Below are 20499 nucleotides of genomic sequence, written 5' to 3' on the forward strand. Positions count from 1 at the left end.
AGGGAACCCTCGCTTATAGCGGGCTGTTCTCATCGAGCCGGGTGACGCTCCAGACGCGGGCGTGCGTGTCATCAATGCGATAGTAGCTTTTCACGCTTGCCGTACCGCCGATGGCGTAGCCCACCAGAGCCACAATGTTGAGCTGATGCCCCTGCTTATCGGTAAACGCATAATATTCATCCAGCACATAGCCGCTGGCGCTAGCCGCTGATTCCAGACGATCGTCCCTGGCTTTCAGGTCCGGGGTATAGTCCGCGATGGTTTTCCCCACAAAGTTTTTGGCGACGTCCTGCTTTTCGTCAACGCTGACGATAAACGCCGCGCTGGCAGGAAAGTGCTGAACCACGTCAGCCAGGGTCGGTTTCGGCGCGGCAGAGGGGAATAACGTGTGATCGATAGTGTAGGCCTGTAGCCAGCAGGAGAATAACGCCGCTTCCGCCGCACGGCCATCCGGGTCGGAAAGTCCGGGCAGCGCATCGACGGTCTCTCCCGCTTTACGCAGCGCAATGAAATCGGCACAGGAAGAGACCCGTGCCTGATTCTGGTCACTCAGCACCAGCGTCAGAGGAGACTGGTTTATCTCAAGCTCGCCCGCCGCCAGCACCGGCGTGCTCAACAATAACGTCACAGCCATACCGATAAAATATTTCATCACATAGCCTCCATGAATATCGACGTATCCTGATCCGAGGTGACAGGGAAAGCAAGCGATGGATGATGTCTTTTCCACATGTCCGGGCGATGCCTCCCGGACGCCGAGCGACGGCCGGGGAAGGTTACTGATGGTGTGGGGCGGGATAAAACGCTTCCGCTGTCCATTGCGCTGATGGCTGGCGGTATTGCTGCCAGAACAGTTCGGCAATCTCCCGGGCTTCGGCGGAACCCGGCGTGACGTACGCCCCCACCGTCACGATGGAAAGATGAATATTCTGCGCTTTTAATACCGGAAAAAGGGCATGCGTCAGGTTAAGCAGCCCGGCTTTGCCGACGCTCAGCGTCAGATACTCCGGATGAGGCTGAGTGGCAAACATCCCGCCAGTCAGCAGGATCGCGCCTTCTCCACGCGCGGCCATCAGCGGAGTGACCGCTTTGATGGCGGCATATACCGCGCCAACATTGGTGGTGAGATCCTGGATGAAGCCTGCCACCGACTGGGTCTCCAGATTACCGTCATGCATGGCCGCGGCGTTGAAGTGCAGCACATCCACGCCGCCGGTCTCCACCTCTACCTCGCGAATGAGTTCCACGATACTGGTGATATCGCTGGCGTCCGCCACGCGACCTTCCGCGGCTAATCCAGCCGCTCTCAGTTGGTCGGCCTGCGCCGCCACATAGTTTTTATTGCGTGAGGACAGGACAATCCGGAATCCCTCACCACCAATATCAGTGAAGCGCTGCTGACGGCGGTCATTCGGGCAACCGGGATCGCACTGCTGCCGGGGTGGATGGTTTGCCAGGCGGTGCAGCGCGGGGAACTGGTCCGCGTGCTGCCCGACTGGCGTAGCGCGGCGAAGGTTAGCGTTTATGCCCTGATGCCGCCCGGCAAGCTGGTTCCCGCCAAGACCCGGGTATTTATCGACACGGTATGCCATCAGCTGGCGTCATCCCCGCTGTGGCAGGACGAATTGAAGCGATAAGCAGGGGGGACCGCTAGAGTAAGCCATGGATGGCTGTTATACCGCGGTACTGGCCCGGACTTTGAGTACTGAAGGAATTTCTATGAACTTTTCACAAGGCTTATCGTTAAGCAACTCGAGAAGCGCTTTACCCGCCTTCACCCCAATGCCATGCCAGGGAAATTCAACGGTTGTCAGGGCAGGGGAACAGACTGTCGATAATACCCCGCCGCCTAAACTCGCAATGGCTACGGTATTGGGCACTTTGATCCCGGCGCTGTGGCAGGCCATCATGCATCCGCACGCCATTTCATCCGATGTGCAAATTAGCGCATCCAGATCGCCCCAGGTAATCATCATATCCTTGAAAATATTCACGCCTGTGGCGATGGTTGAAGGCAAATGCGTGGTCACCACCCGATGTGGTGAACGGTTCAGGGCCAACATCGCCGTATTCCAGCCGCTCAGAAGCTGGCGAAACATCGTATTGTTGGCTGGGGTACACAACAACGCGATGTTTTTTAATGAGGCATCCGCGAGGTGGGTTACGATCTGTTTCACTGCCTTACCGTAATCCACGCCGATGCACATGCCAACAGGCTGGGTATTTAACGCGCCAATCTCCAGGATAGGCACATCTACATTGGCCAGCAGCTGGGTGCAGCTCTCAATGGTGTCGATATTGAACTGAATAATCGCTGCCGGGTTATAGGCGAGCATTTTTTCAAACGTTTTTTGTTCGTTTTGACCGTCATGACCAGATTCCATAAACATCATGGTATAGCCGCGTTCAGTCAGGATTTTTTGTAATGCTTCCGACACCGGCAAAAAACCTGGCGAAGAGAAGGTGGGGACGACGGCCAAAATGAGATCGGAATGGACCGACGCCAGATTACGCGCCTGGAGATTGGGGACATAGCCGAGTTGACTGACTGCCGCATCAATACGATCGCGAAGGTCAGGGTTGACTTTTTCAGGCATTCTCAGCGCACGGGAGACGGTCATGGCGCTCACGCCGACAAACTCAGCCACTTCGGTCAGGGTTATCTTCCCAGTTCCCTTACGACGTTTTTCTTTCGGGCTATTGTCTGCGTCTAGACTCTTCACCAGGATCACCAACCGTTTGAAAAATAATAAGTAACAAAAGTAAATCGTTGATACGCATTATAACTTACCACAGCGTAGGGGAAAGCACATTATAACACATGTTAGCGGTAACTCTGTTGTTAACATTTTTGCTTGTTAGCGCTAACTTTGAGAGATGTATCACAGTTGCATTTTATTTAGCTGTTTATAGTTCAGCACATGGAATCCCTCGGGAGTGCATATGATTAGAGACTGGTTAACCCCGGATAAAATTAATGTCATTAACGCAATAGATAACTGGAAAAATGCCATTCGACTCTCAGCAGAACCTTTGCTGGCGCAGGGGTATATGGCAGAGCACTATATTGAGGCGATTTTTAAAAGCCATGAAGAATTTGGGCCTTATTATCTATTAGCCCCAGGATTAGCGATGCCTCATGCCCGCCCCGAGCAAGGTGCATTGAGGAATGGATTATCACTCCTTCATATTAAAGAGGGCATCTCATTTGGCTCGACTGAGAACGACCCGGTATACGTGGTTATTATGCTATGCGCTTGTTCCGGGAATGAACATATCACGATGATCGGTGAACTGGCAGAACTTTTTAGCGATCGGCAAAAGCTAGAACGATTGTTAAAAGCCGATGATATTAAGGCAATTCAGGCCGTTATTGACTGAAGGAAAAGAGAATGAAAAAAGTACTCATCGTCTGTGGCAATGGTTTAGGCAGCAGCTTTATCGTTGAAATGAATGTCAAAAAAATCCTTGCTGAAATGAATAAAGAGGCTGAAGTCGCACATACCGACCTGACGTCAGCGAAAAGCGAAACTGCGGACCTTATTCTGAGCGCCAACGATATTGCCGAACATTTAACTGGTCATTCCGCGAAGGTTGTTGGATTAAGTAATTTACTCGACAACAATAAAATCAAAGAGATTTTAGCAGAACACATTTAAGCAACGGCTTTCTGAACCGTGGAGTTTAATATGCTTCATTTCCTTATTTACGATGTGTTAGGGACACCGGCGATTCTGGTTGGATTGTTTTCTCTAATCGGTCTGCTGTTGCAAAAAAAAGGAATTTCAGACGTTATCTCAGGCACTCTGAAAACCATCATGGGTTTTGTTATTTTAACGGCTGGCGCCGGTATCATTGCCTATACATTAACCATTTTTAGCCAACTATTTGAACATTCATTTCATATTCAGGGGGTGGTGCCTAACACCGACGCGATGGCCGCGCTGGCGCAGAAGAATTATGGCACGGAAACCGCCACAATCATGGTGCTGGGCATGTTGATCAATATCGCCCTGGCGCGTCTGACGCCATTAAAGTACATCTTTTTAACGGGCCACCATACGCTCTATATGGCCGCGATGCTGGCGGTGATCTTGTCAGTAGGTGGCTTGTCGGGTGGTTGGGTGGTGGCCATCGGGGCGGTGATTCTCGGCGCGATGATGGTGATCTCTCCGGCGATCTTGCAGCCGTTTACCCGAAAAATTACCAATACCGACGATCTGGCTCTCGGCCATTTTGGCTCTATTGGTTATCTTCTCTCCGCGCTGGTGGGAAAAGTCGTAGGGAAAGGTAGCCCCTCGATTGAAGAAATTAAAGTGCCTAAGTCACTCAATTTCCTTCGTGACTCGTCGGTGGCCATCTCTCTCACCATGATGATTCTGTTCCTGGTGCTGGTGGTCGTCGCGGGCAAAACCTTTGTCGAGGAGACCCTGAGTGCCGGTCAAAATTTTATTATCTTCGCCATTATTCAGTCCCTCACTTTTGCTGCGGGGGTTTATATCATCCTCGCCGGTGTGCGGATGGTGATTGCTGAGATTGTGCCAGCGTTTAAAGGTATTGCAGACAAACTCGTGAAAGACGCGAAACCCGCGCTGGACTGCCCGACGGTGTTTCCCTTTGCTCCCAATGCCGTTATCGTCGGGTTTCTCGCAAGCTTTGTTGCAGGCCTGCTCAGCATGTTCCTCTGCCCGCTGTTCGGTTTGAGCGTCATCGTCCCGGGACTGGTGCCTCATTTCTTCTGCGGTGCAACGGCTGGCGTTTACGGCAACATCACCGGCGGACGTCGTGGGGCAGTGGTGGGGGCATTTGCCCATGGTCTGCTCATTTCGTTCCTGCCGGCAATCCTTTTGCCAATGATGGGAGATATGGGCCTGGGTTCTACAACCTTTGGCGATGCAGACTTTGGCGTTGTCGGCATCGTTTTAGGTCATATCATCGCAATGTTTAACTAACTATTTATTATCGGAGCTGGTTTATGGGCGCAAAATTTTCACCCTCACTGATGTGTATGGATTTGACACAGTTCAAAGAACAGATCACAGCCATGAATAACAAAGCGGATTTTTATCACGTAGATATAATGGATGGTAATTACGTCCGCAATATCACTCTGTCTCCCTTTTTTATTGAGAATCTGAAAAAAATCACTACCGTCCCCATCGATGTCCATCTGATGGTGAACCACCCGGAAGATATTATCCCAATGTGTCTCGACGCAGGAGCCGATATCATTAGCTTCCATCCCGAGACTGCGAATAACAAAATATTCCGCCTGCTGAATCAGATCAAGGATGCGGGAAAACAATGCGGTGTGGTGCTTAACCCGGCGACACCGGCTGAAAGCATTGCTGAATATGCGCACCTGCTGGATAAAGTGACGGTCATGTCAGTTGACCCTGGCTATGCCGGGCAAAAATTTATTCCTGAGTCGCTGAACAAAATAAGAAAGCTCATCAGTATGCGCAAAAATAATGGCTATCATTATCTCACGGAAATTGATGGTTCTTGCAATGAAAAAACCTTTGGTCTGATTGCTGAATCTGGGGTGGATGTATTTATCGTTGGTACATCTGGTCTGTTTTCTCTTCATGAAGATGTCAGCCTGGCGTGGGACAGAATGATCGATATTTTCCAGCGTGAAACCGTCGCTGCCTGATTCATTTTTGCGTATTATTTATTTCGAACCACAGTGTATATTCAAGTGAATTTAAAAAAAACTGCATCACGCCAGCGATGCCTGTTCTGTTATTCAACGACCACTCTATATGAATGCGGGTGAATTATGGATATTGCAACAGTACTTAATGTAAAGAACATCAAGCTAAAAATGACTGCCAGAACGAAAGAAGAGGTGATAGAAGAACTCACCGAGTTACTGGTACAGGATGGTGCGGTGACCAATAAGGAGGACTTTATTCGCGATGTTTGGTTACGTGAAGAGCAAGGCTCAACCGGTTTTGAAAATCATATTGCGATCCCGCATGGCAAATCTTCCGGTGTGGCCCGAACCGCATTAGCTATCGGTCGTACCCAACATGAAATCCCCTGGGAGACAATGGATGGTAGCGATGTCCGCTGTATTATTTTATTTGCGGTCTGCCTGGTGGATCAAAATGCCACTCATATTCGCCTGTTAGCGCAAGTATCCGGATCGCTGGCAGACGAAGACATTATTGCTAAGTTACTGGTTGAATCTGAACCACATAAAATCATTGCGCTTTTCAATTCTGAAACTGAAAGCGCCGATGCTTAATACATAGTTGTTAACATCCTTTTGTACCTTATTAAATAAATCACGGAGAATCGAGATGAATATCGTCGGAGTTACCGCCTGTACGGTGGGAATTGCACACACCTATATTGCTCAAAAGAAAATTGAAACAGCCGCCAAAAAAGCCGGTCATAACGTTAAAATAGAAACACAAGGGACCATAGGCATTGAGAATCAATTAACCGCTGATGAGATTGCCATGGCAGATATTGTGCTGCTTGCCGCTGATGTTAAAGTGACGGGAGAAGAGCGATTTGCGGGTAAGAAAGTGGTCAAAGTCGCCACAGAAACGGCAGTGAAATCTCCCAATAAGCTGATTGAAAAACTCAGCGAAATAGTCAATTCATAATTTTATTTCGGCCTGCTGACTCTATACTTAAGGGCGTAACTTATGTCTCTAAAACAAATATGGCAAGCAGCAAATCCTAAAGGACATCTGCTGACCGCTATCTCGTTTCTGATCCCCATTGTCTGTGGCGCAGGGTTTATTATTGCTATCGGCATGGGGCTTGGTGGAACAGTGCAGGACACGTTAACTCCGGGGCAATTTGATTTATGGCAGGCGATGGCCACTCTGGGCGCTAAGGCGCTTGGGCTGTTGCCGGTGGTCATTGCAGTGGGGATTTCCGGCTCGATTGCTGGCAAGCCGGGCATCGCACCGGGATTTGTCGTCGGGCTGGCGGCAAACACCATCAGCGCTGGCTTTATCGGCGGGATGATCGGAGGCTACATTGCCGGCTATATCGCGCTGGCGATCATTAAAAAGGTGAAGGTCCCGGACTGGGCCCGCGGGTTGATGCCGACGTTGATCGTGCCCTTTTTTGCTTCCATAATCAGCTGCCTGATTATGGTCTATATCATCGGTACGCCTATTGGTATCTTTACGGAAGCGCTTACGTCTTTCCTGAGAAGTATGGGTACGTCATCGAATTTAGTGTTGGGCGCAGTGATAGGCGCGCTGTGTATCGTTGATTTTGGCGGCCCGCTCAATAAGACATGCTTTGCCTTCGTTCTGACGCTGCAGGCGCAGGGAATAAATGAGCCGATTACCGCGCTTCAGTTAGTTAACACCGCAACGCCTATTGGTTTCGGCCTGGCTTTTTTCATTGCCAAGCTTCTGCGTAAGAACATCTATAACAGTGAAGAAGTGGAAACCTTAAAATCGGCGGTTCCGATGGGGATTGTTAATATCGTTGAAGGCTCTATCCCGATCGTCATGAACGATATCGTCCGCGGTATCGCCGCCGCGGCCATCGGCGGCGCGTGCGGCGGGGCAGTGACCATGGTATATGGTGCGGACGCCACGGTGCCTTTTGGTGGGGTATTGATGATCCCCACCATGTCACACCCCATGGCCGGCATTATGGCGCTGCTGGTGAATATCGTGGTCACCGCTACAGTCTACGCTGTCATCAAAAAAGATATACCGCGCGATGTCATTGTTAATAACGATCACGAAGAAGAGGATATCGACCTCGATGATATTAAAGTGAGCTAACTTACCTCTATATTATTTTATCAATCGCATTGTGCTATTCCTGCACACCCGCCCATAGCCGACTGTTTCCTGGTTATGGGCTGTGTTTTGCGTCTGGCAGAAGCCCAGGTGAAGGTGGAGCAGGGTGATCATTCTTGTTGCAAAAATGTGAACGCTTCAGTAGCCTTGTCTCTTTCGGAGACAGGAAATGCTCGTCACTGATTCACTTTTGGCTTACACCCTCGCTGCCACTCTACTTACCCTGACGCCAGGTCTGGATACCGCGCTTATACTGCGCACGGCGACCGCTGAAGGCGGGCGCAAAGCCTTGCATGCCGCGTTAGGTATCGATCTCGGGTGCTTTATCTGGGGCGCGCTGGTGGCCTTTGGTTTGGGCGCGCTGCTGGCGGTTTCTGAGCTGGCATATACCTTGTTGAAATGGTGCGGCGCGGGCTACCTTTGTTGGCTGGGCATCCAGCTGCTTCTGCGTCCGCGCCAGCAATTTGACAGCAATCCGGCAGCGGCAACCGCCACGAGCAACTGGTTTCTGCGTGGGATGCTGGGAAATGTGCTTAATCCCAAAATGGGCGTCTTCTACGTTTCGTTTTTACCTCAGTTTATCCCGGCGGGGCATTCCCCCATCACATGGACCTTTCTCCTGGTTACTATCCATGTACTGATTGGTACGCTGTGGTCGTTAACGCTGATTACCGCCACTCGTTATGCCGCCGGTATTCTGAAAAAAACGGCGGTAGTGAAATGGATGGATCGAACGACCGGCTGCCTGTTTCTGCTTTTTGCGGCGAAGCTGGCGATGAGCCGCCGGTAATAAAACAGGGGCCTTTGCCCCTGTTTTTGCGCTTTGCTCAGCTATCTTGAGGTACAGGCTCTACGATCCCGGCCAGGTCACACACTGTGCCGGATCAAACACCGTTTTCCAGTCTCGCTTCATATCAACGACGATCCAGCCATGCGCTTTTGCCTGCGTTAATCCATCAACCAGCTTGTCATAGGCATATTCACACACGGGAGCCGTATGATGAACCAGAAGGCGAAAGGAGACGGGTAAAAAAGCTTATATTAACTTTAGTAATAAAATTAATAGGCTTGACGAAAAATCACGTATCGTCAATGAAATATTACTAGCGGTTATAGTGAATTCTCTGTCACACATCGGAATACCAGATTAATTCAAAAACGAGACTATATAAAAGGAAATGTTGTTTATTAATAAATTAGCGGCGCTACGGCATCCCGTGTCAGTTACGAAGCATCACTTCCATCGTTGCGTCAAATAAATGGAAGGAAAATCCGAATATCCCTTTAACTTATTCTCATGTAAAAGTTTAGTGTATTCATGCTGAATCGATTAAATAATCGTATTATTTTATAGGCTACGTATTATGCATTACTGGTGAAAAATGTTATCCTTTGGGCAATATTGATGTGAACTCACTTTTAACTTCGAAATAGTCGGTTGTATCCGTTAGTCGGCGGGGGGAGAGATATAAGACAGGCGAACAATATCTTCTGGTGCGTATTGCAGAAGCGAACGACTAGTCTATGCTCAATTATTAAAGAGAAATAGTTCAAAACTTTTCAGAACAATAACAACAATGTTTCGTGGGTTGAGGGTGGAAATGAAGCAAATTCTGTTCATTTGGCTGGCGAGCTTGTTCACGATAACAAGTTTCATTTCGCATGCCGCAGAGCCACGACAGGAGGCGACGCCGCAAGAGCGTGCCCGTACGGTATATATCTTTCATCAGCCGATAGTCATGCTGCAGGCTAAATTTGGACTTACCACGCCGGAAGAGCGGGTATTGCGAATTAGAAATACGCTGCGGAATTTCACTGAGGAGGATGTTCGCCAACCTCTCAAACTGGTATCTGTTACCCGTTATAACCAGCCTGGAAAACTCATCGTGATGAACGGTAAGCCAGTTATGCTGCTTACCGAAGGTGATCTTGACGAAGGGGATGATCTCACGCTCGATCAGGCTGCGCAGCGGGTTATGGCGCGTATGGAGGCACAGAGAACCGCTCTGCGCGACCAGTATAACCGCAGCTGGCTGGTGCTTTCCGCCATAAAAGCCGTTGGAGGTCTGCTTGGGCTAGTCGCGCTTTGGTACGGTGCATACCGCTCATGGCGCAGGGTAAAACAGCTATTTCGGCGACGTATCATCGAGAATCGTAGCTGGATCCCCCAAAGCTGGCGACGCTTTATCGGTGCTATCGAAGCGCGACTTTATGCCACATTCATGATCTTGCTGGGCGTCATAGCACTGTATGTCTGGCTGAGCTGGGTATTAAGCCTGTTCCCATGGACACGCGTATGGGGCGCCTCACTGGGCGATTGGTCTGTGCGCGCTTTTCAGGGCATAGCGCTTGCTGTGGTATCTGCCTTGCCGGGCCTGATGATTGTGCTGATTATTTTTATGCTAACCGCTGTGATTTTGAAACTGCTTAAAGTGGTTCTCAATCAGGTGGCAGCAGGGCGTTTGCAACTTCCTGGCATTCATCCGGAAACGGTCGGGGCGACTCGTAAACTGATCGCTGTGGTGGTATGGCTGTTTGCGCTGTCAGCAGCGTACCCCTTTTTGCCTGGCGCTAACTCGCTCGCGTTTAAAGGGATCAGCGTCTTCTTTGGTCTGATGTTGACGTTAGGTTCCGCCGGGGTGATGAACCACGCCATGAGCGGTCTTGTACTGATTTATTCCCGTGCGCTGCGCAAAGGCGATGTGATACGCGTGGCCGATAACGAAGGGCTGGTGAGTGAAATTGGTATGTTGGCCACCAAGATCATTACCCGAGAAAATTACGTGGTCACGGTGCCTAATGCGGTGGTTGTGAGTGGAAAAATCACCAATTTGAGCGCACATGCTCACGGTGGCGGCATCAACCTGACAATCAGCGTGACGATTGGTTATGACACACCCTGGCGACAGGTTCACGCCATGCTAGAGCTCGCCGCCAAGCGGGCAAGCTCAGTCGATCCGGCTCAACCACCGCTGGTACGCCAGCTCAGTTTGATGGACTGGTATATCGCCTATGAATTACAGGTACAACTGAAAGCAGGGCAATCATTAGCCGCAGCACGCAATGAACTTTATGGCCATATTCAGGATGTATTTAACGAATTCAACGTACAGATTATGTCCCCGAATTATGTTATGCAACCCGAGGGTTCAGTCACTGTTGCCAAAGAAAACTGGTATTCAGCCCCGGCGGTTCCTCCTGATGGCAATAAAAATGTGAGTGCGTAACTTATTTCCGTCCTTCCTGACAGAGAGGGACATTTTGTAATATAAATTGGCAGATAGCGCATGAAAAAAAAATTGATACTGGTATGTTTTGGGCTCCTTATTTCGCAGACCACGCAGGCGAGCGCACTCTACTTCTACGAAATTGGCACAGAAGATACGGCACTGGCAGGCGCAGGGCAGGCTGCTCGCGCTCAGGATGCATCAACGATTGTCACCAACCCGGCCGGGATGACTCGTTTGCCTGACCATATGTTTACCGGGGGAGTTCAGGCGATGGACGGTGATGTATCTTATTCACTTAACGATGACGCCGGACGTAAGAGCCCTGGGGATATTATGCGCTTCTTCCCTAATGCCAGCGCATTCTATGCGCAAAAAATCAATGATGATCTCTATGCTGGCCTCGGCATTTACGGCAACTACGGCCTGGGGATTGACTTTGGTCAGTGGGCTGGGGACAGATTAATCAAGAAAAGCACCATGGTGGCGATGACACTCAGCCCTTCCATAGCTTACAAATTAAGCGATAGAGTGTCTGTGGGCGGCTCTGTAAACATCAACTATGGCTTCCTGTCATTAACACGTAACGTCGATAATACTGATGAAACGCAGAAGGATCACGACTGGGCGTTAGGGTATCGTCTTGGCTTGCTGATGCAGCTGACGGAACAGACCCGGCTTGGTATAGCATGGACGAGTAAGACAGAATACGATTTTGATATTGATGGTAAGGCGCGCTTGCCGAATTTAGCCAACGTTGAGTACGAGCTTCCTGTCTCTGCGCAGGTACGCGCGCCTCAGCAAATTATGCTGAGCCTGGTGCATGATATCAATAAACGATGGTCGGTGATGGGCGATCTCGGTTGGCAGGACTGGAGCCAGTTTGGCGCCCCACAAATTGCCGTGGTGGGGCAGGAACTGGATAAAAATAGCCGTCTGAAGGATTCCTGGCATACGGCATTAGGCGTGCAGTACCGTCCTACCGAACAATGGCGTTTCAACGCTGGTGTTGCCTTTGACAGCACGGTATACAATTCGCAGAGTGACGTAGCGCTCACCTTACCGACGGGTGATGAATGGCGTTTTGCCACAGGCGCCCAGTACCAGATTACACCGCAGAGTAATATTGGCGTCGCCGTCTCCTACTTGCATATGCAATCGTCTCACGTTCAGTCGCCTGCTATCTATAGCGGTAGCTACAACCACCCATATTTATGGTTTGCTAATGTAAACTATAGTTATCAATTCTAATGGGCTGATGTCTTTGCCGTGCAATGCGCGGGGAGGGATGCACAAATGATTTTTTGTGCCCTCGTAAAGGGGCATCACCGCCTTTGTACTGTGGGTGTGGCGTTTATCCTGAATCACTTTGATTAATTCGCCTGTATATCCTGAGCGCTGGTTATCCACGATCCCTCGGGTCTTTTTTTGAGACCCGGGGGCGATGGTATGTGGCGCTGGGAAGACGCCCGGCGGTCTGTTTCTGTGACTTGCCAGCTATCACTAATTTACATTTATAAAGCCCTTGGGCCAGTCGCTATTTATTGTCAGTTTATTGAGCAGGAGCATTAACTCATAATCGCTATGTAAGTTAAATTTCCTCATCACCATATATTTATGCGTATAGACCGTTTTCTCACTCACCATCAGTTCTTCGGCAATTTGCATGACTGACATCCCCTCATTTAAATAGCTCATGATGCGGATTTGCTGTGGCGACAGTTTGGTAAGCTGGCAATCACAACATGACCCGGTTGAGTGCCGATAATTTGTCTGATGCAGCCGGTGCCAGGCGGTATGCATTGCTGTACGTAACTGCGTCACGGAATGTCGGCGAGAGAGAAAGATAATATCCTGAAAGCAAGAGGGTAGCGCTGAGACACGCATGTCATCATCAACAATACCAATCACAATGCTTTTTTTTCGACTCCGCAGCTCAGGGCGGCAAATAAAACATTCTCCTGGGCATAATGCCAGCACAATAACGTCCGCTACCTTCACGCTTTCTGAGGTAAAGTTAAAGCTGAAATTAACTTTAGTGTTGTGCTGAGAAAAGAAATCATTAAAAAAAAAGGTCAGCCCACGCCTGAAGAGGGTATCCCACTCTTTTATTACAATGTTAACCATTTACTATACCGAAACATAATTATTAAGCGCAGCTGCATTGGGGAAGTAATAGACGCAGCTTTTTTACCCTGTTAGCTTCCAGAAGGGGATGACGACTCACGTGCCTATGACCCGCTATAGCCAGCGACCCGTCAGTTGTATTGCATTGTCAAAACGACAACGGCATGAATGGAACCTGGTGTCGGCCTTCCCGCCACTGAGGTCACCATGGCGCTCATCGGAATCGTCGCCGTTCTGTCTGCGGCAATATTTTGCGTGATGCTGGATCCGCTGCCCATCAACAAACCTGTAGTAGCATCAGACATCGCAATGGCTACACGGGTTGCCGTGCCACTGTTTTGGTAATAATTCATGCCCGCTTCCGGGTCAGGCGTTCCGCTAAAACGGGTTGTCACGCTTAGCGTACCCGGCGGACAGCGGGTAAACAGGAGATTAAAGGTAACCGGATCGGAAGATGACCCGGGGGTGAACATGTTTGTGGCCTGGATATTACCAAGATCAACAGTCATATTTTCACTCCCCCCGTTAAAGACGCAGGGTGCTGCGATAATCCGACCTGTGACTTTGATATCGACATTGTCTGCCGACAACGCAGGCAATACTATTGCGCATGCCATCAGCAACACGAGTTTATTGATTTTCATTTAACAGCCCTTATTGATAGGTAAGACTCAGCGTTGCGGACGCATTGGCGATGCCGGTGGTTACCGTTGTATTGGTCTGATAGTAGCGTGCGGTTAACGGAAACATCTCCTGGCCGCCATTGGTTCTCTTCAGAACAAGATTATTGCCAAGGATGAGAGGGGTATTGTTATAAACCAGCTGCACGCCAACCCCCTGTGCGACGCCTGCGCTTCCCTGACCGGTTAACGCCAGCACGGTATTATCGCTGACGTCTGGATTTTGTGCCCCGGAGAGCATGACGTTAATATTGGCTCCGGCATCACAGTCCAGAATGAGATTCTGCGTTTTCTGCGCATTAGCGGGGGTTGATCCCACCGCAGTACCAAACTCGCTGACCAAAACGTCCCCCAGTTCAAATACCATATTCGACGTTGTCACCGCGCATGCCACCTGGGTAATAGATCCGGCCCCCGCATTGACGGGGATCTCAGGAGCTTGTTCTCCGCCGAGATATTGCATCGTAAAGGCGACAAACGATGCCAGTTGCCCCGTTACTGAGCCAGATGTAATATCACCAATCTTCCAGAATTGTATAACCGGCTGATAATCATGAATAACCAGCTCGCCTGGGTTTGAAGACCAACTGGACATTGAAGCGTTACCGCGGTCAATATAATCGGTGCCGCTATACGTCGACGCGCCTGCTTTGGAGTTCATGTAAAAGCCAAAAGAAATACCCACCCCAGGCACATTGGTTTGATAAACGCGCCGCGCGCCGTACGTCGCGACATAGGGTAAAATAGCGCTTTTCATTCCTGAGCTAGACCCTTCATTGCCGGTTGTGACGCAGGTATAAGCATGTGCTAAAGAGCCATATATCTCATTGCTTATCGCCTGGCCAACGGGAACATCGCGCTGAACGATAATATTGCCATAATCCACGGTATAGGGAGAGCCGATGTAAGTATAATCACAACAGAAGCCACTCAATGGAAACAACACAGCCAGCATTAATAATGCAGATCGGAAAAGTCGCATACCTATGCACCTGATATAAAAATTCATTTCAACGTTATCGGCAAACAGCATTATCGATAATCACATCGTTATTCAGCTTCGTCATGTTTATCGAGTAATGAACCCTGCAGGTGTTTGCGGATTGATTTCCCCATTTCACGGTCAGGTTTACCTCGGGATCGAGACCCGTCAAATAGACCTGTCCGCTATCACCCACGATAAAACTGTTATGATCTGTTCCTTCAACGCTGGCCATTGCGCCAAACGGCACTACCTGGCCGTTTCGCTGGCTCAAGGTCATCAACATGCGAACGCCTACGCTTGCTCGATAGTTCGCCCTGACAATCGCGCCACGCGTAGGAACCACGGTTTTAACCGTTTGCTCTAACTCAACGTTAGCCGGTAATGTATCGGTGATTAATGACACATCATTTTTGCGATAAGGCATTAAGTTAGAGGCAACCGTATATCCGCGATAATCGGTTGTCGCTCCGGTCATATTCTGGATGCCTACGCCGGCAGCCCCGGGGGCGGCAATCAGCACGTTGGTTTCACCCAAGGGCTGAGAAAACGTCAGGCCATTGGCATGCGCAACCACACCTCCCTGAATCCCATAATTCAGACGATCGGTATTTTTGTCATAGCTGTACCCGGCTGTGATTTCGCCATAGGTGCCGCGATAATCACCATTCATATTGCCGGTGTAGGCCGCATCGTGAGTGCCGAAACCCTGTTGAATATTCCAGTTGAGCGCATTATTCGGTAAAGCAACGCCATTTAACCCAGCGCTGTGTGTCGTACCGTTATTCTTGCTGGTATTCATGCCATAGTTTGCCCATGTCTGCGGCAACAGTTTTTCCAGGGGAATGCTGATATTCAGCGCCAGCATCTGGTTTTTATCGTCGCTCTGGGGTGAGCTGTACGATCCCGCGCTCCCATTCTTACTCAGCGTCCAGGTCAGGCCATAACTGATACTGTGCCAGTAGTTGTTATACCCAACGCTCCATGATTCCATCGCCTTACCCGAATTCCAGTAATCTTCACGCGCGGCGTTCAGCATCAACGATCCCAGATGGTCTCCCAACCCCTGGCTCAACGTCAGCTCAGCACGGTTGCGGCGTCGGTCCTGAAGCGCCTGACTGTCACCGTAAGAATCCAGGACCTCTTGCATGCCATAGTAGCCGCTGGTCGAATAGCGGTAGCCGGCAATCGCGAAGTTGGTGCCCGTTGCGGCAAAATTTTTACTGTATCGAGCCCGCCATGATTGCCCCCTGGATTTCGGCATATTTTGCGGCGTGGACCAGCCCTGGGTGATATCGCTGGAGATTGCGCCAAAGTTACCCATGTTTTTACCGACGCCCGCGGCGAGGGACTGGTACTTACTCGACTCCTGTAATCCGCCGTAAAACGTAAAGCCATAGGGCAAGCCGAGAATAACGCTCATCTGAGCAAAGGGCGTTTTGTCCACGCTGCCGTTGTAAGAACGATATTGCCCGCCCGTTAACGCATATTTAATTCGGCCTTCACGCTGTAATACGGGAAGGGAGGCAAATGGCACGCTAAAGTGCTGCTCACTGCCATCAGCCTCTTTAATAGTGACATCAAGATCGCCGGCGCCGCCGGTAGGATACATATCCGTGATTTCAAAAGCCCCCGGCGCCACAAAGCTCTGGTATATCTGATAGCCATTCTGGCGAATTATCACCTGGGCATTGGTCCGGGCGATACCACGCACCACTGGGGCATAGCCCTTGAGGGAGTCGGGCAGCATGTCATCATCGGAGGCAAGTTGTCCTCCCCGAAAAGGCATGCTGTCGAAGACATCTGCCGGGGCAGAGCTATCACCCAGCGTGAGCTGCGACTGTAACGGGATTATCGTACGCTGAGCATAGGTATAAACCGTCTTCCAGGCATCGTGACCTTGTGAATCGCGCGACCAGGTGGTGTAATTTCTTAACCGCCAGGGGCCAATATTCACGCCAGGACGCAGGTTGGCATACTGATTATCGCTGGTGCTGCTGTTGCTATTTTTGGCCCAGTTATTGGCCCCACTCAGACTGTAGTTGAGCAGGGCGGCGTTAATCCCTTGATCCCAGCGATCCGGCGACACCGCTCCGCGCGCTTGCGCTGATAGTGCCGCTTGCGGAATGCTCAATACCAGACGCTGCATGGCAAACTGGAAATCCGTACTGGCCTGAGGGATCGCGGACAGGTTCGCACAGGATGTTTCGCCTTTTAACGCGGGAAAAAGTCCAGTCTTCACTCCCCAGCTTTCTAATTGCTCAATGGATAAACAGGGGACTAATTTGTCATCACCGCCAGGCTCTTTCAGCAACACAAACCTGATATCGCGGGTATCAACTAACCGATCGTCCAGGACGATATCAACATGATAATCCCCGGGAGCTTGCGCGCCCGATTCAAAACCAGAAAGATCGACTTTTTCTGTCCCCGGATTATCCAGTTCAACCAGTTCTGGATTAAAAAAATCGCGACTATAGCTATTTTGCGTATTACCGAAGAGCGCGATGGTTATCAATAATGCCAACCGTGGAGAACGTGCTTTTATATAATCCATTGCCATCATCATAAATCCCACTCAGTGTCTTTTCGCCGGTCTACAGACTGGCTTTGTGTTCTGCCCCGGGACTGCCATAATCATTGATAATTTTGAATGTCACTGCCCCGCCCGTTACGCCGGAGGGTAAATCGAACGTCGCTGTACTACCGGGTAATACATAACTGACATCGGGTAATTTTTTACCTGATAGTGAAATTTCGTTAAAATTCATGACATGCCGAGTCGGATTGTTTACCTGTATCTTATTACCGACGCGTTGCCAGCGTAATTTATCGACCTGCTCTTCAGGGGATGTGCCTTTCATCGCCGCCGGACGATAGATGAGCTTGATTCTGGTTTTAATGGCAATTTGCAACGTATTGTCAACTTTAGCTGCAGAGGGTATGGCTTTTATATTAAGCCAAAATAAGCTCTCTTTATCCTGAGGTAATGCTCCGGTGGCAACAATGCGCTCGACGTTTTGTTGGCCATTATTCAGTCGATATAACGGCGGCGTAATGATGAAAGGCGTCTTTTCGGCACCGCCATCCGGCGTTTCGATCCAGGACTGGATCAGGTAGGGGGTTTTATCAGGATTATTTATGCCAATTGAGGCTTCTTTTTTATTACCATCAAAAATGACCCGCGTACCACCAATAACGACACCGGCCTGAGCAGCGGATAAGCCAATACTCAATATCGTGGTGGTAAGCAAGATACTGCGAAGAACATTCATTTTAGACCTCTGAAACATGGGGCCGTATCGACCCCATCAGCTTTTCTGGACAGAAAATCAGTTATATACAATGGAGAAGTTAGCAACAGAGTTGGCCGTACCCGGCGTTACTGATGCCGTGGTGGAGATATATTGCGCGTAGAATTTCAGCGTATTGTCCTGGGTGCTGCTAAGGGTGTAGTTATAGCTGTTCTCACCGTGTAAAGGCAGGTCGACTTTATCGGCGGTCATCAGGTTAATCGCCACCCCTGACGCCGCACTGGAGGTTGAGGTATCAATAGCCAGCAGGTTAGGGTTGGTCAGATCGGGGGTGCCATCAAAGCGTACTTTTGTCGAAGTCACTGTGGTTGGGCAGTTTTTAAGCACGATATTAAAATCCTTTGCAGCCGCTTTTGCGCCACTGTTCGGAAATTCAGTTTTATAAAAGTTACCGAGATTGACCTGCTGGTTTTGCGATGCCACATCGACTTCACAGGCAGTATCAAGAATATTGCCGACGAAATTCACGGTGCCAGCGGCAGCAAAAGCGTGAGACATAGACAGCGCTGCAGTTGCGGTCAAGGCAACTAAAACAAGACTTTTTTTCATTACGTTGTTTCCTTATTAACTTGGTTTGCCACTTATATTCAGGCAATAGGGTGCCGATGAGCGTTACACTCTTTTTGTACCAGCGCCTTATTTTTTACTGTGCAGCATGGCAGCCATAATTAATTACGGTAAGATCATGAACTGTTCTGCTGGCTGGCTAAAATTTATCTAATCACTTTCTTAAACTCAAATGATTTGTGGGTCTATAAGTAGACTCTCACTTAACGAATAAGTAACATTCCTTTTTTTATTGTATTTATTAAGGTCCGGTCTATTTTTAGACTCAAAGGTCATGAGGCACAAAATCAATTACTTAGAGTACATCTTTAGCACGGTCTACTTTTGGACCCTAAACCAATATTTCGCGGTTTCTTCATTTTTAAGATAATTCGTCGGGTCGATCAATAAAGCGATCACCGTAGAGGAATTGAGGCAGCATATGAACACGCGCTTAACCACCCCGGAAAACCAGGTCAAATCAATTGCCCTGGAATTAAAACCATTTCGGCACATCGAGACTCTGATAAATCATGTGTTGCCAGCAGCAGAAAGAGTAGTGATCGGCAGAGGTGAGGTCGTGCATTATTATAAAGATGATATCCGGCAATGTTTTTTACTATTGCAAGGTAGCGTCGCGCTGCACCGTCGCGGCGATGGCATTGTTTTAAATTCTGAATCATCACCCTTTATTCTGGGCGTCAGTAGTCAGTTTTCCTCAGAGCATCTCTATGTGAGAGCGCTGGAGACGTCAGAGATCGCCCGGGTGTCACTGGATTGTTTTAATCACATCGTGGCGCAACTGGATCTATGGGAGCATTTTTCGAAACTCCTGATTTACACGGCCTCCCGGGTGTATGAGCATTGCGCACAAATCTCGCAGATGTCGGCTTATGACATCATCCGCTTTCAGCTTGTTGAACTGATGCAAGAGCCGGATGCGATACGGCAACAAATTACGGCTGCAACCTATATTAAGAGCCGAACCTATCTTTCACGGAGCGGGATTATGCGAATTCTGGCAGAGCTGCGAACCGGGAACTACATCACCATGGAACGGGGTATACTTCTTGATATCAACCATTTACCTCGAAAATACTGACGATAAGGATACCCGCATCAGGAAGCCAGGCTATAATCAGACAGGTCAATCTAAAGGTTATCGGTTATGTCCTCTTCAGCAAAACCTCACAGAGGTTCACCCTACGCGCAAGAGTTGATAACGCATTTACAGCCGTATTGCACGCCACGTAAAACTGAAAGGGGGGAGCAACTGGATTTCAAGGTAAATGGCCAGGGGATGTGTTACCTCATCCTTGAGGGAACCGTAGCGGTTTATCGCCGAAACGATAATATGATGCTGTCCACTGCGCGCAGTCCCGCCGTGTTTGGTCTTGCCAATCTGACGGATATTTACTTCGATGATTACATTAAAACTATCAACTGCTGCGTGATTGGCGAGATCTCCACCGCTCGTGTTCATGACATTATTAAAGAAAAGTCGTTATGGGGGCTGCTCTCAAAGCAACTGATGTTTGTGTATGGCCGACTTTACAACAATGTGATGCCGCAGGGCGCACCGACGGCGTACGAGATGATCCGCCAGCAGTTGCTCAATTTAATCGAAGAAGATGAGAGTTATCGCGCCGCAGTCACAGCGGAACTCTACATCCGCGAGAAAACCCATCTTTCTCGCAGCGGCGTCATGCGCATACTTGCAGATTTAAAAACGGGTGGTTTTATCGAAATGGAAGAGGGAAGACTCATTAAAATCCATAAGCTTCCCGCCAGGTACTAAATTCAGACACCGTCAGACAAAAAAACGCCCCTTATCTC

The 20499-nt window shown here is 49.4% G+C and carries 22 protein-coding genes and 1 pseudogene; 13 read left to right on the plus strand and 10 right to left on the minus strand.

Translation table 11 applies throughout. The features are described from left to right. Nucleotides 1-13: 13 nt before the first annotated feature. Together ACOI7D_RS11690 and ACOI7D_RS11695 are read right to left on the minus strand one after the other, a co-directional pair. Complete coding sequence (locus ACOI7D_RS11690; RefSeq protein ID WP_023289730.1) at nt 14-652, minus strand: hypothetical protein; 639 nt, start codon at nt 650-652, stop codon at nt 14-16. 124 nt (nt 653-776) lie between these two features. Further along, nucleotides 777-1526: an SDR family NAD(P)-dependent oxidoreductase gene (locus ACOI7D_RS11695; RefSeq protein ID WP_244341777.1), complete on the minus strand. Its 750-nt coding sequence runs from the start codon at nt 1524-1526 to the stop codon at nt 777-779. Here ACOI7D_RS11695 and ACOI7D_RS11700 point away from each other — a divergent pair. Further along, a complete protein-coding gene (locus ACOI7D_RS11700; RefSeq protein WP_244341778.1) occupies nt 1425-1637 on the plus strand; it encodes a LysR substrate-binding domain-containing protein in 213 nt (70 codons plus the stop codon). The genes ACOI7D_RS11695 and ACOI7D_RS11700 overlap by 102 nt on opposite strands. 36 nt (nt 1638-1673) lie before the next feature. Here ACOI7D_RS11700 and ACOI7D_RS11705 read toward each other — a convergent pair whose 3' ends face one another. Next, on the minus strand, nt 1674-2726 hold the full coding sequence (locus ACOI7D_RS11705; protein ID WP_109547601.1) for a LacI family DNA-binding transcriptional regulator: 1053 nt from the start codon (nt 2724-2726) through the stop codon (nt 1674-1676). 217 nt (nt 2727-2943) lie between these two features. On the opposite strand from ACOI7D_RS11705, the gene ACOI7D_RS11710 reads away from it, so the two are divergent. From ACOI7D_RS11710 to ACOI7D_RS11745, 8 genes are all read left to right on the plus strand, one after another. Beyond that, entirely contained in the window at nt 2944-3381 is a 438-nt protein-coding gene (locus tag ACOI7D_RS11710; RefSeq protein WP_044523291.1) for a PTS sugar transporter subunit IIA, read from the plus strand. A gap of 11 nt (nt 3382-3392) precedes the next feature. Beyond that, a complete protein-coding gene (locus ACOI7D_RS11715) occupies nt 3393-3659 on the plus strand; it encodes a PTS sugar transporter subunit IIB (protein ID WP_044523289.1) in 267 nt (88 codons plus the stop codon). Nucleotides 3660-3689: 30 nt separating this feature from the next. Beyond that, a complete protein-coding gene (locus ACOI7D_RS11720) occupies nt 3690-4952 on the plus strand; it encodes a PTS ascorbate transporter subunit IIC (RefSeq protein ID WP_044523287.1) in 1263 nt (420 codons plus the stop codon). 23 nt (nt 4953-4975) lie between these two features. Continuing rightward, a complete protein-coding gene (alsE, locus tag ACOI7D_RS11725; protein WP_050534116.1) occupies nt 4976-5656 on the plus strand; it encodes a D-allulose 6-phosphate 3-epimerase in 681 nt (226 codons plus the stop codon). Nucleotides 5657-5782: 126 nt separating this feature from the next. Beyond that, nucleotides 5783-6253, plus strand: a complete 471-nt coding sequence (locus ACOI7D_RS11730; RefSeq protein WP_109547328.1) for a PTS sugar transporter subunit IIA — start codon at nt 5783-5785, stop codon at nt 6251-6253. Nucleotides 6254-6308: 55 nt separating this feature from the next. Then, a complete protein-coding gene (locus tag ACOI7D_RS11735; RefSeq protein WP_004179922.1) occupies nt 6309-6620 on the plus strand; it encodes a PTS fructose transporter subunit IIB in 312 nt (103 codons plus the stop codon). A 42-nt stretch (nt 6621-6662) separates the two neighbouring features. Beyond that, on the plus strand, nt 6663-7769 hold the full coding sequence (locus tag ACOI7D_RS11740; RefSeq protein ID WP_044523279.1) for a PTS fructose transporter subunit IIC: 1107 nt from the start codon (nt 6663-6665) through the stop codon (nt 7767-7769). Nucleotides 7770-7956: 187 nt separating this feature from the next. After that, complete coding sequence (locus tag ACOI7D_RS11745; protein WP_060590609.1) at nt 7957-8577, plus strand: LysE family translocator; 621 nt, start codon at nt 7957-7959, stop codon at nt 8575-8577. Nucleotides 8578-8637: 60 nt separating this feature from the next. On the opposite strand, the pseudogene ACOI7D_RS11750 reads toward ACOI7D_RS11745, so the two are convergent. Then, nucleotides 8638-8808, minus strand: a pseudogene (locus ACOI7D_RS11750) (haloacid dehalogenase-like hydrolase); the annotation flags it as partial. Between the two features lie 580 nt (nt 8809-9388). Here ACOI7D_RS11750 and ACOI7D_RS11755 point away from each other — a divergent pair. Together ACOI7D_RS11755 and ACOI7D_RS11760 are read left to right on the plus strand one after the other, a co-directional pair. After that, complete coding sequence (locus tag ACOI7D_RS11755; RefSeq protein WP_109547602.1) at nt 9389-11014, plus strand: mechanosensitive ion channel family protein; 1626 nt, start codon at nt 9389-9391, stop codon at nt 11012-11014. A 60-nt stretch (nt 11015-11074) separates the two neighbouring features. Then, on the plus strand, nt 11075-12265 hold the full coding sequence (locus ACOI7D_RS11760; protein WP_109547329.1) for an OmpP1/FadL family transporter: 1191 nt from the start codon (nt 11075-11077) through the stop codon (nt 12263-12265). Nucleotides 12266-12517: 252 nt separating this feature from the next. Here the strand turns inward: ACOI7D_RS11760 and ACOI7D_RS11765 are convergent, their stop codons facing one another. The 6 genes from ACOI7D_RS11765 to ACOI7D_RS11790 all read right to left on the minus strand — a co-directional run bounded on the left by ACOI7D_RS11765 (nt 12518) and on the right by ACOI7D_RS11790 (nt 18666). Next, the gene (locus ACOI7D_RS11765) at nt 12518-13141 is read right to left on the minus strand and encodes a helix-turn-helix transcriptional regulator (RefSeq protein ID WP_072420177.1); all 624 of its coding nucleotides are present in this window, start codon (nt 13139-13141) and stop codon (nt 12518-12520) included. Nucleotides 13142-13272: 131 nt separating this feature from the next. Then, nucleotides 13273-13785 (minus strand): fimbrial protein, encoded by a 513-nt coding sequence (locus ACOI7D_RS11770; RefSeq protein WP_049014090.1) that lies wholly within the window; start codon nt 13783-13785, stop codon nt 13273-13275. Between the two features lie 10 nt (nt 13786-13795). After that, nucleotides 13796-14803: a fimbrial protein gene (locus ACOI7D_RS11775; protein ID WP_060590615.1), complete on the minus strand. Its 1008-nt coding sequence runs from the start codon at nt 14801-14803 to the stop codon at nt 13796-13798. Nucleotides 14804-14837: 34 nt separating this feature from the next. Further along, a complete protein-coding gene (locus ACOI7D_RS11780) occupies nt 14838-17372 on the minus strand; it encodes a fimbria/pilus outer membrane usher protein (RefSeq protein ID WP_109547330.1) in 2535 nt (844 codons plus the stop codon). Between the two features lie 28 nt (nt 17373-17400). Beyond that, complete coding sequence (locus ACOI7D_RS11785) at nt 17401-18078, minus strand: molecular chaperone (RefSeq protein ID WP_050534134.1); 678 nt, start codon at nt 18076-18078, stop codon at nt 17401-17403. Between the two features lie 57 nt (nt 18079-18135). Continuing rightward, the gene (locus ACOI7D_RS11790) at nt 18136-18666 is read right to left on the minus strand and encodes a fimbrial protein (protein WP_023289719.1); all 531 of its coding nucleotides are present in this window, start codon (nt 18664-18666) and stop codon (nt 18136-18138) included. A 439-nt stretch (nt 18667-19105) separates the two neighbouring features. Here ACOI7D_RS11790 and ACOI7D_RS11795 point away from each other — a divergent pair, with 439 nt between their 5' ends. Beyond that, on the plus strand, nt 19106-19765 hold the full coding sequence (locus ACOI7D_RS11795; protein WP_109547331.1) for a winged helix-turn-helix transcriptional regulator: 660 nt from the start codon (nt 19106-19108) through the stop codon (nt 19763-19765). 66 nt (nt 19766-19831) lie between these two features. Next, nucleotides 19832-20461, plus strand: a complete 630-nt coding sequence (locus ACOI7D_RS11800; RefSeq protein ID WP_109547332.1) for a helix-turn-helix domain-containing protein — start codon at nt 19832-19834, stop codon at nt 20459-20461. Nucleotides 20462-20499: the final 38 nt, after the last annotated feature.

Origin of the sequence: Klebsiella sp. C360, from assembly GCF_048822415.1 — a bacterium.
Taxonomy (GTDB): Bacteria; Pseudomonadota; Gammaproteobacteria; order Enterobacterales; family Enterobacteriaceae; genus Klebsiella; species Klebsiella quasipneumoniae.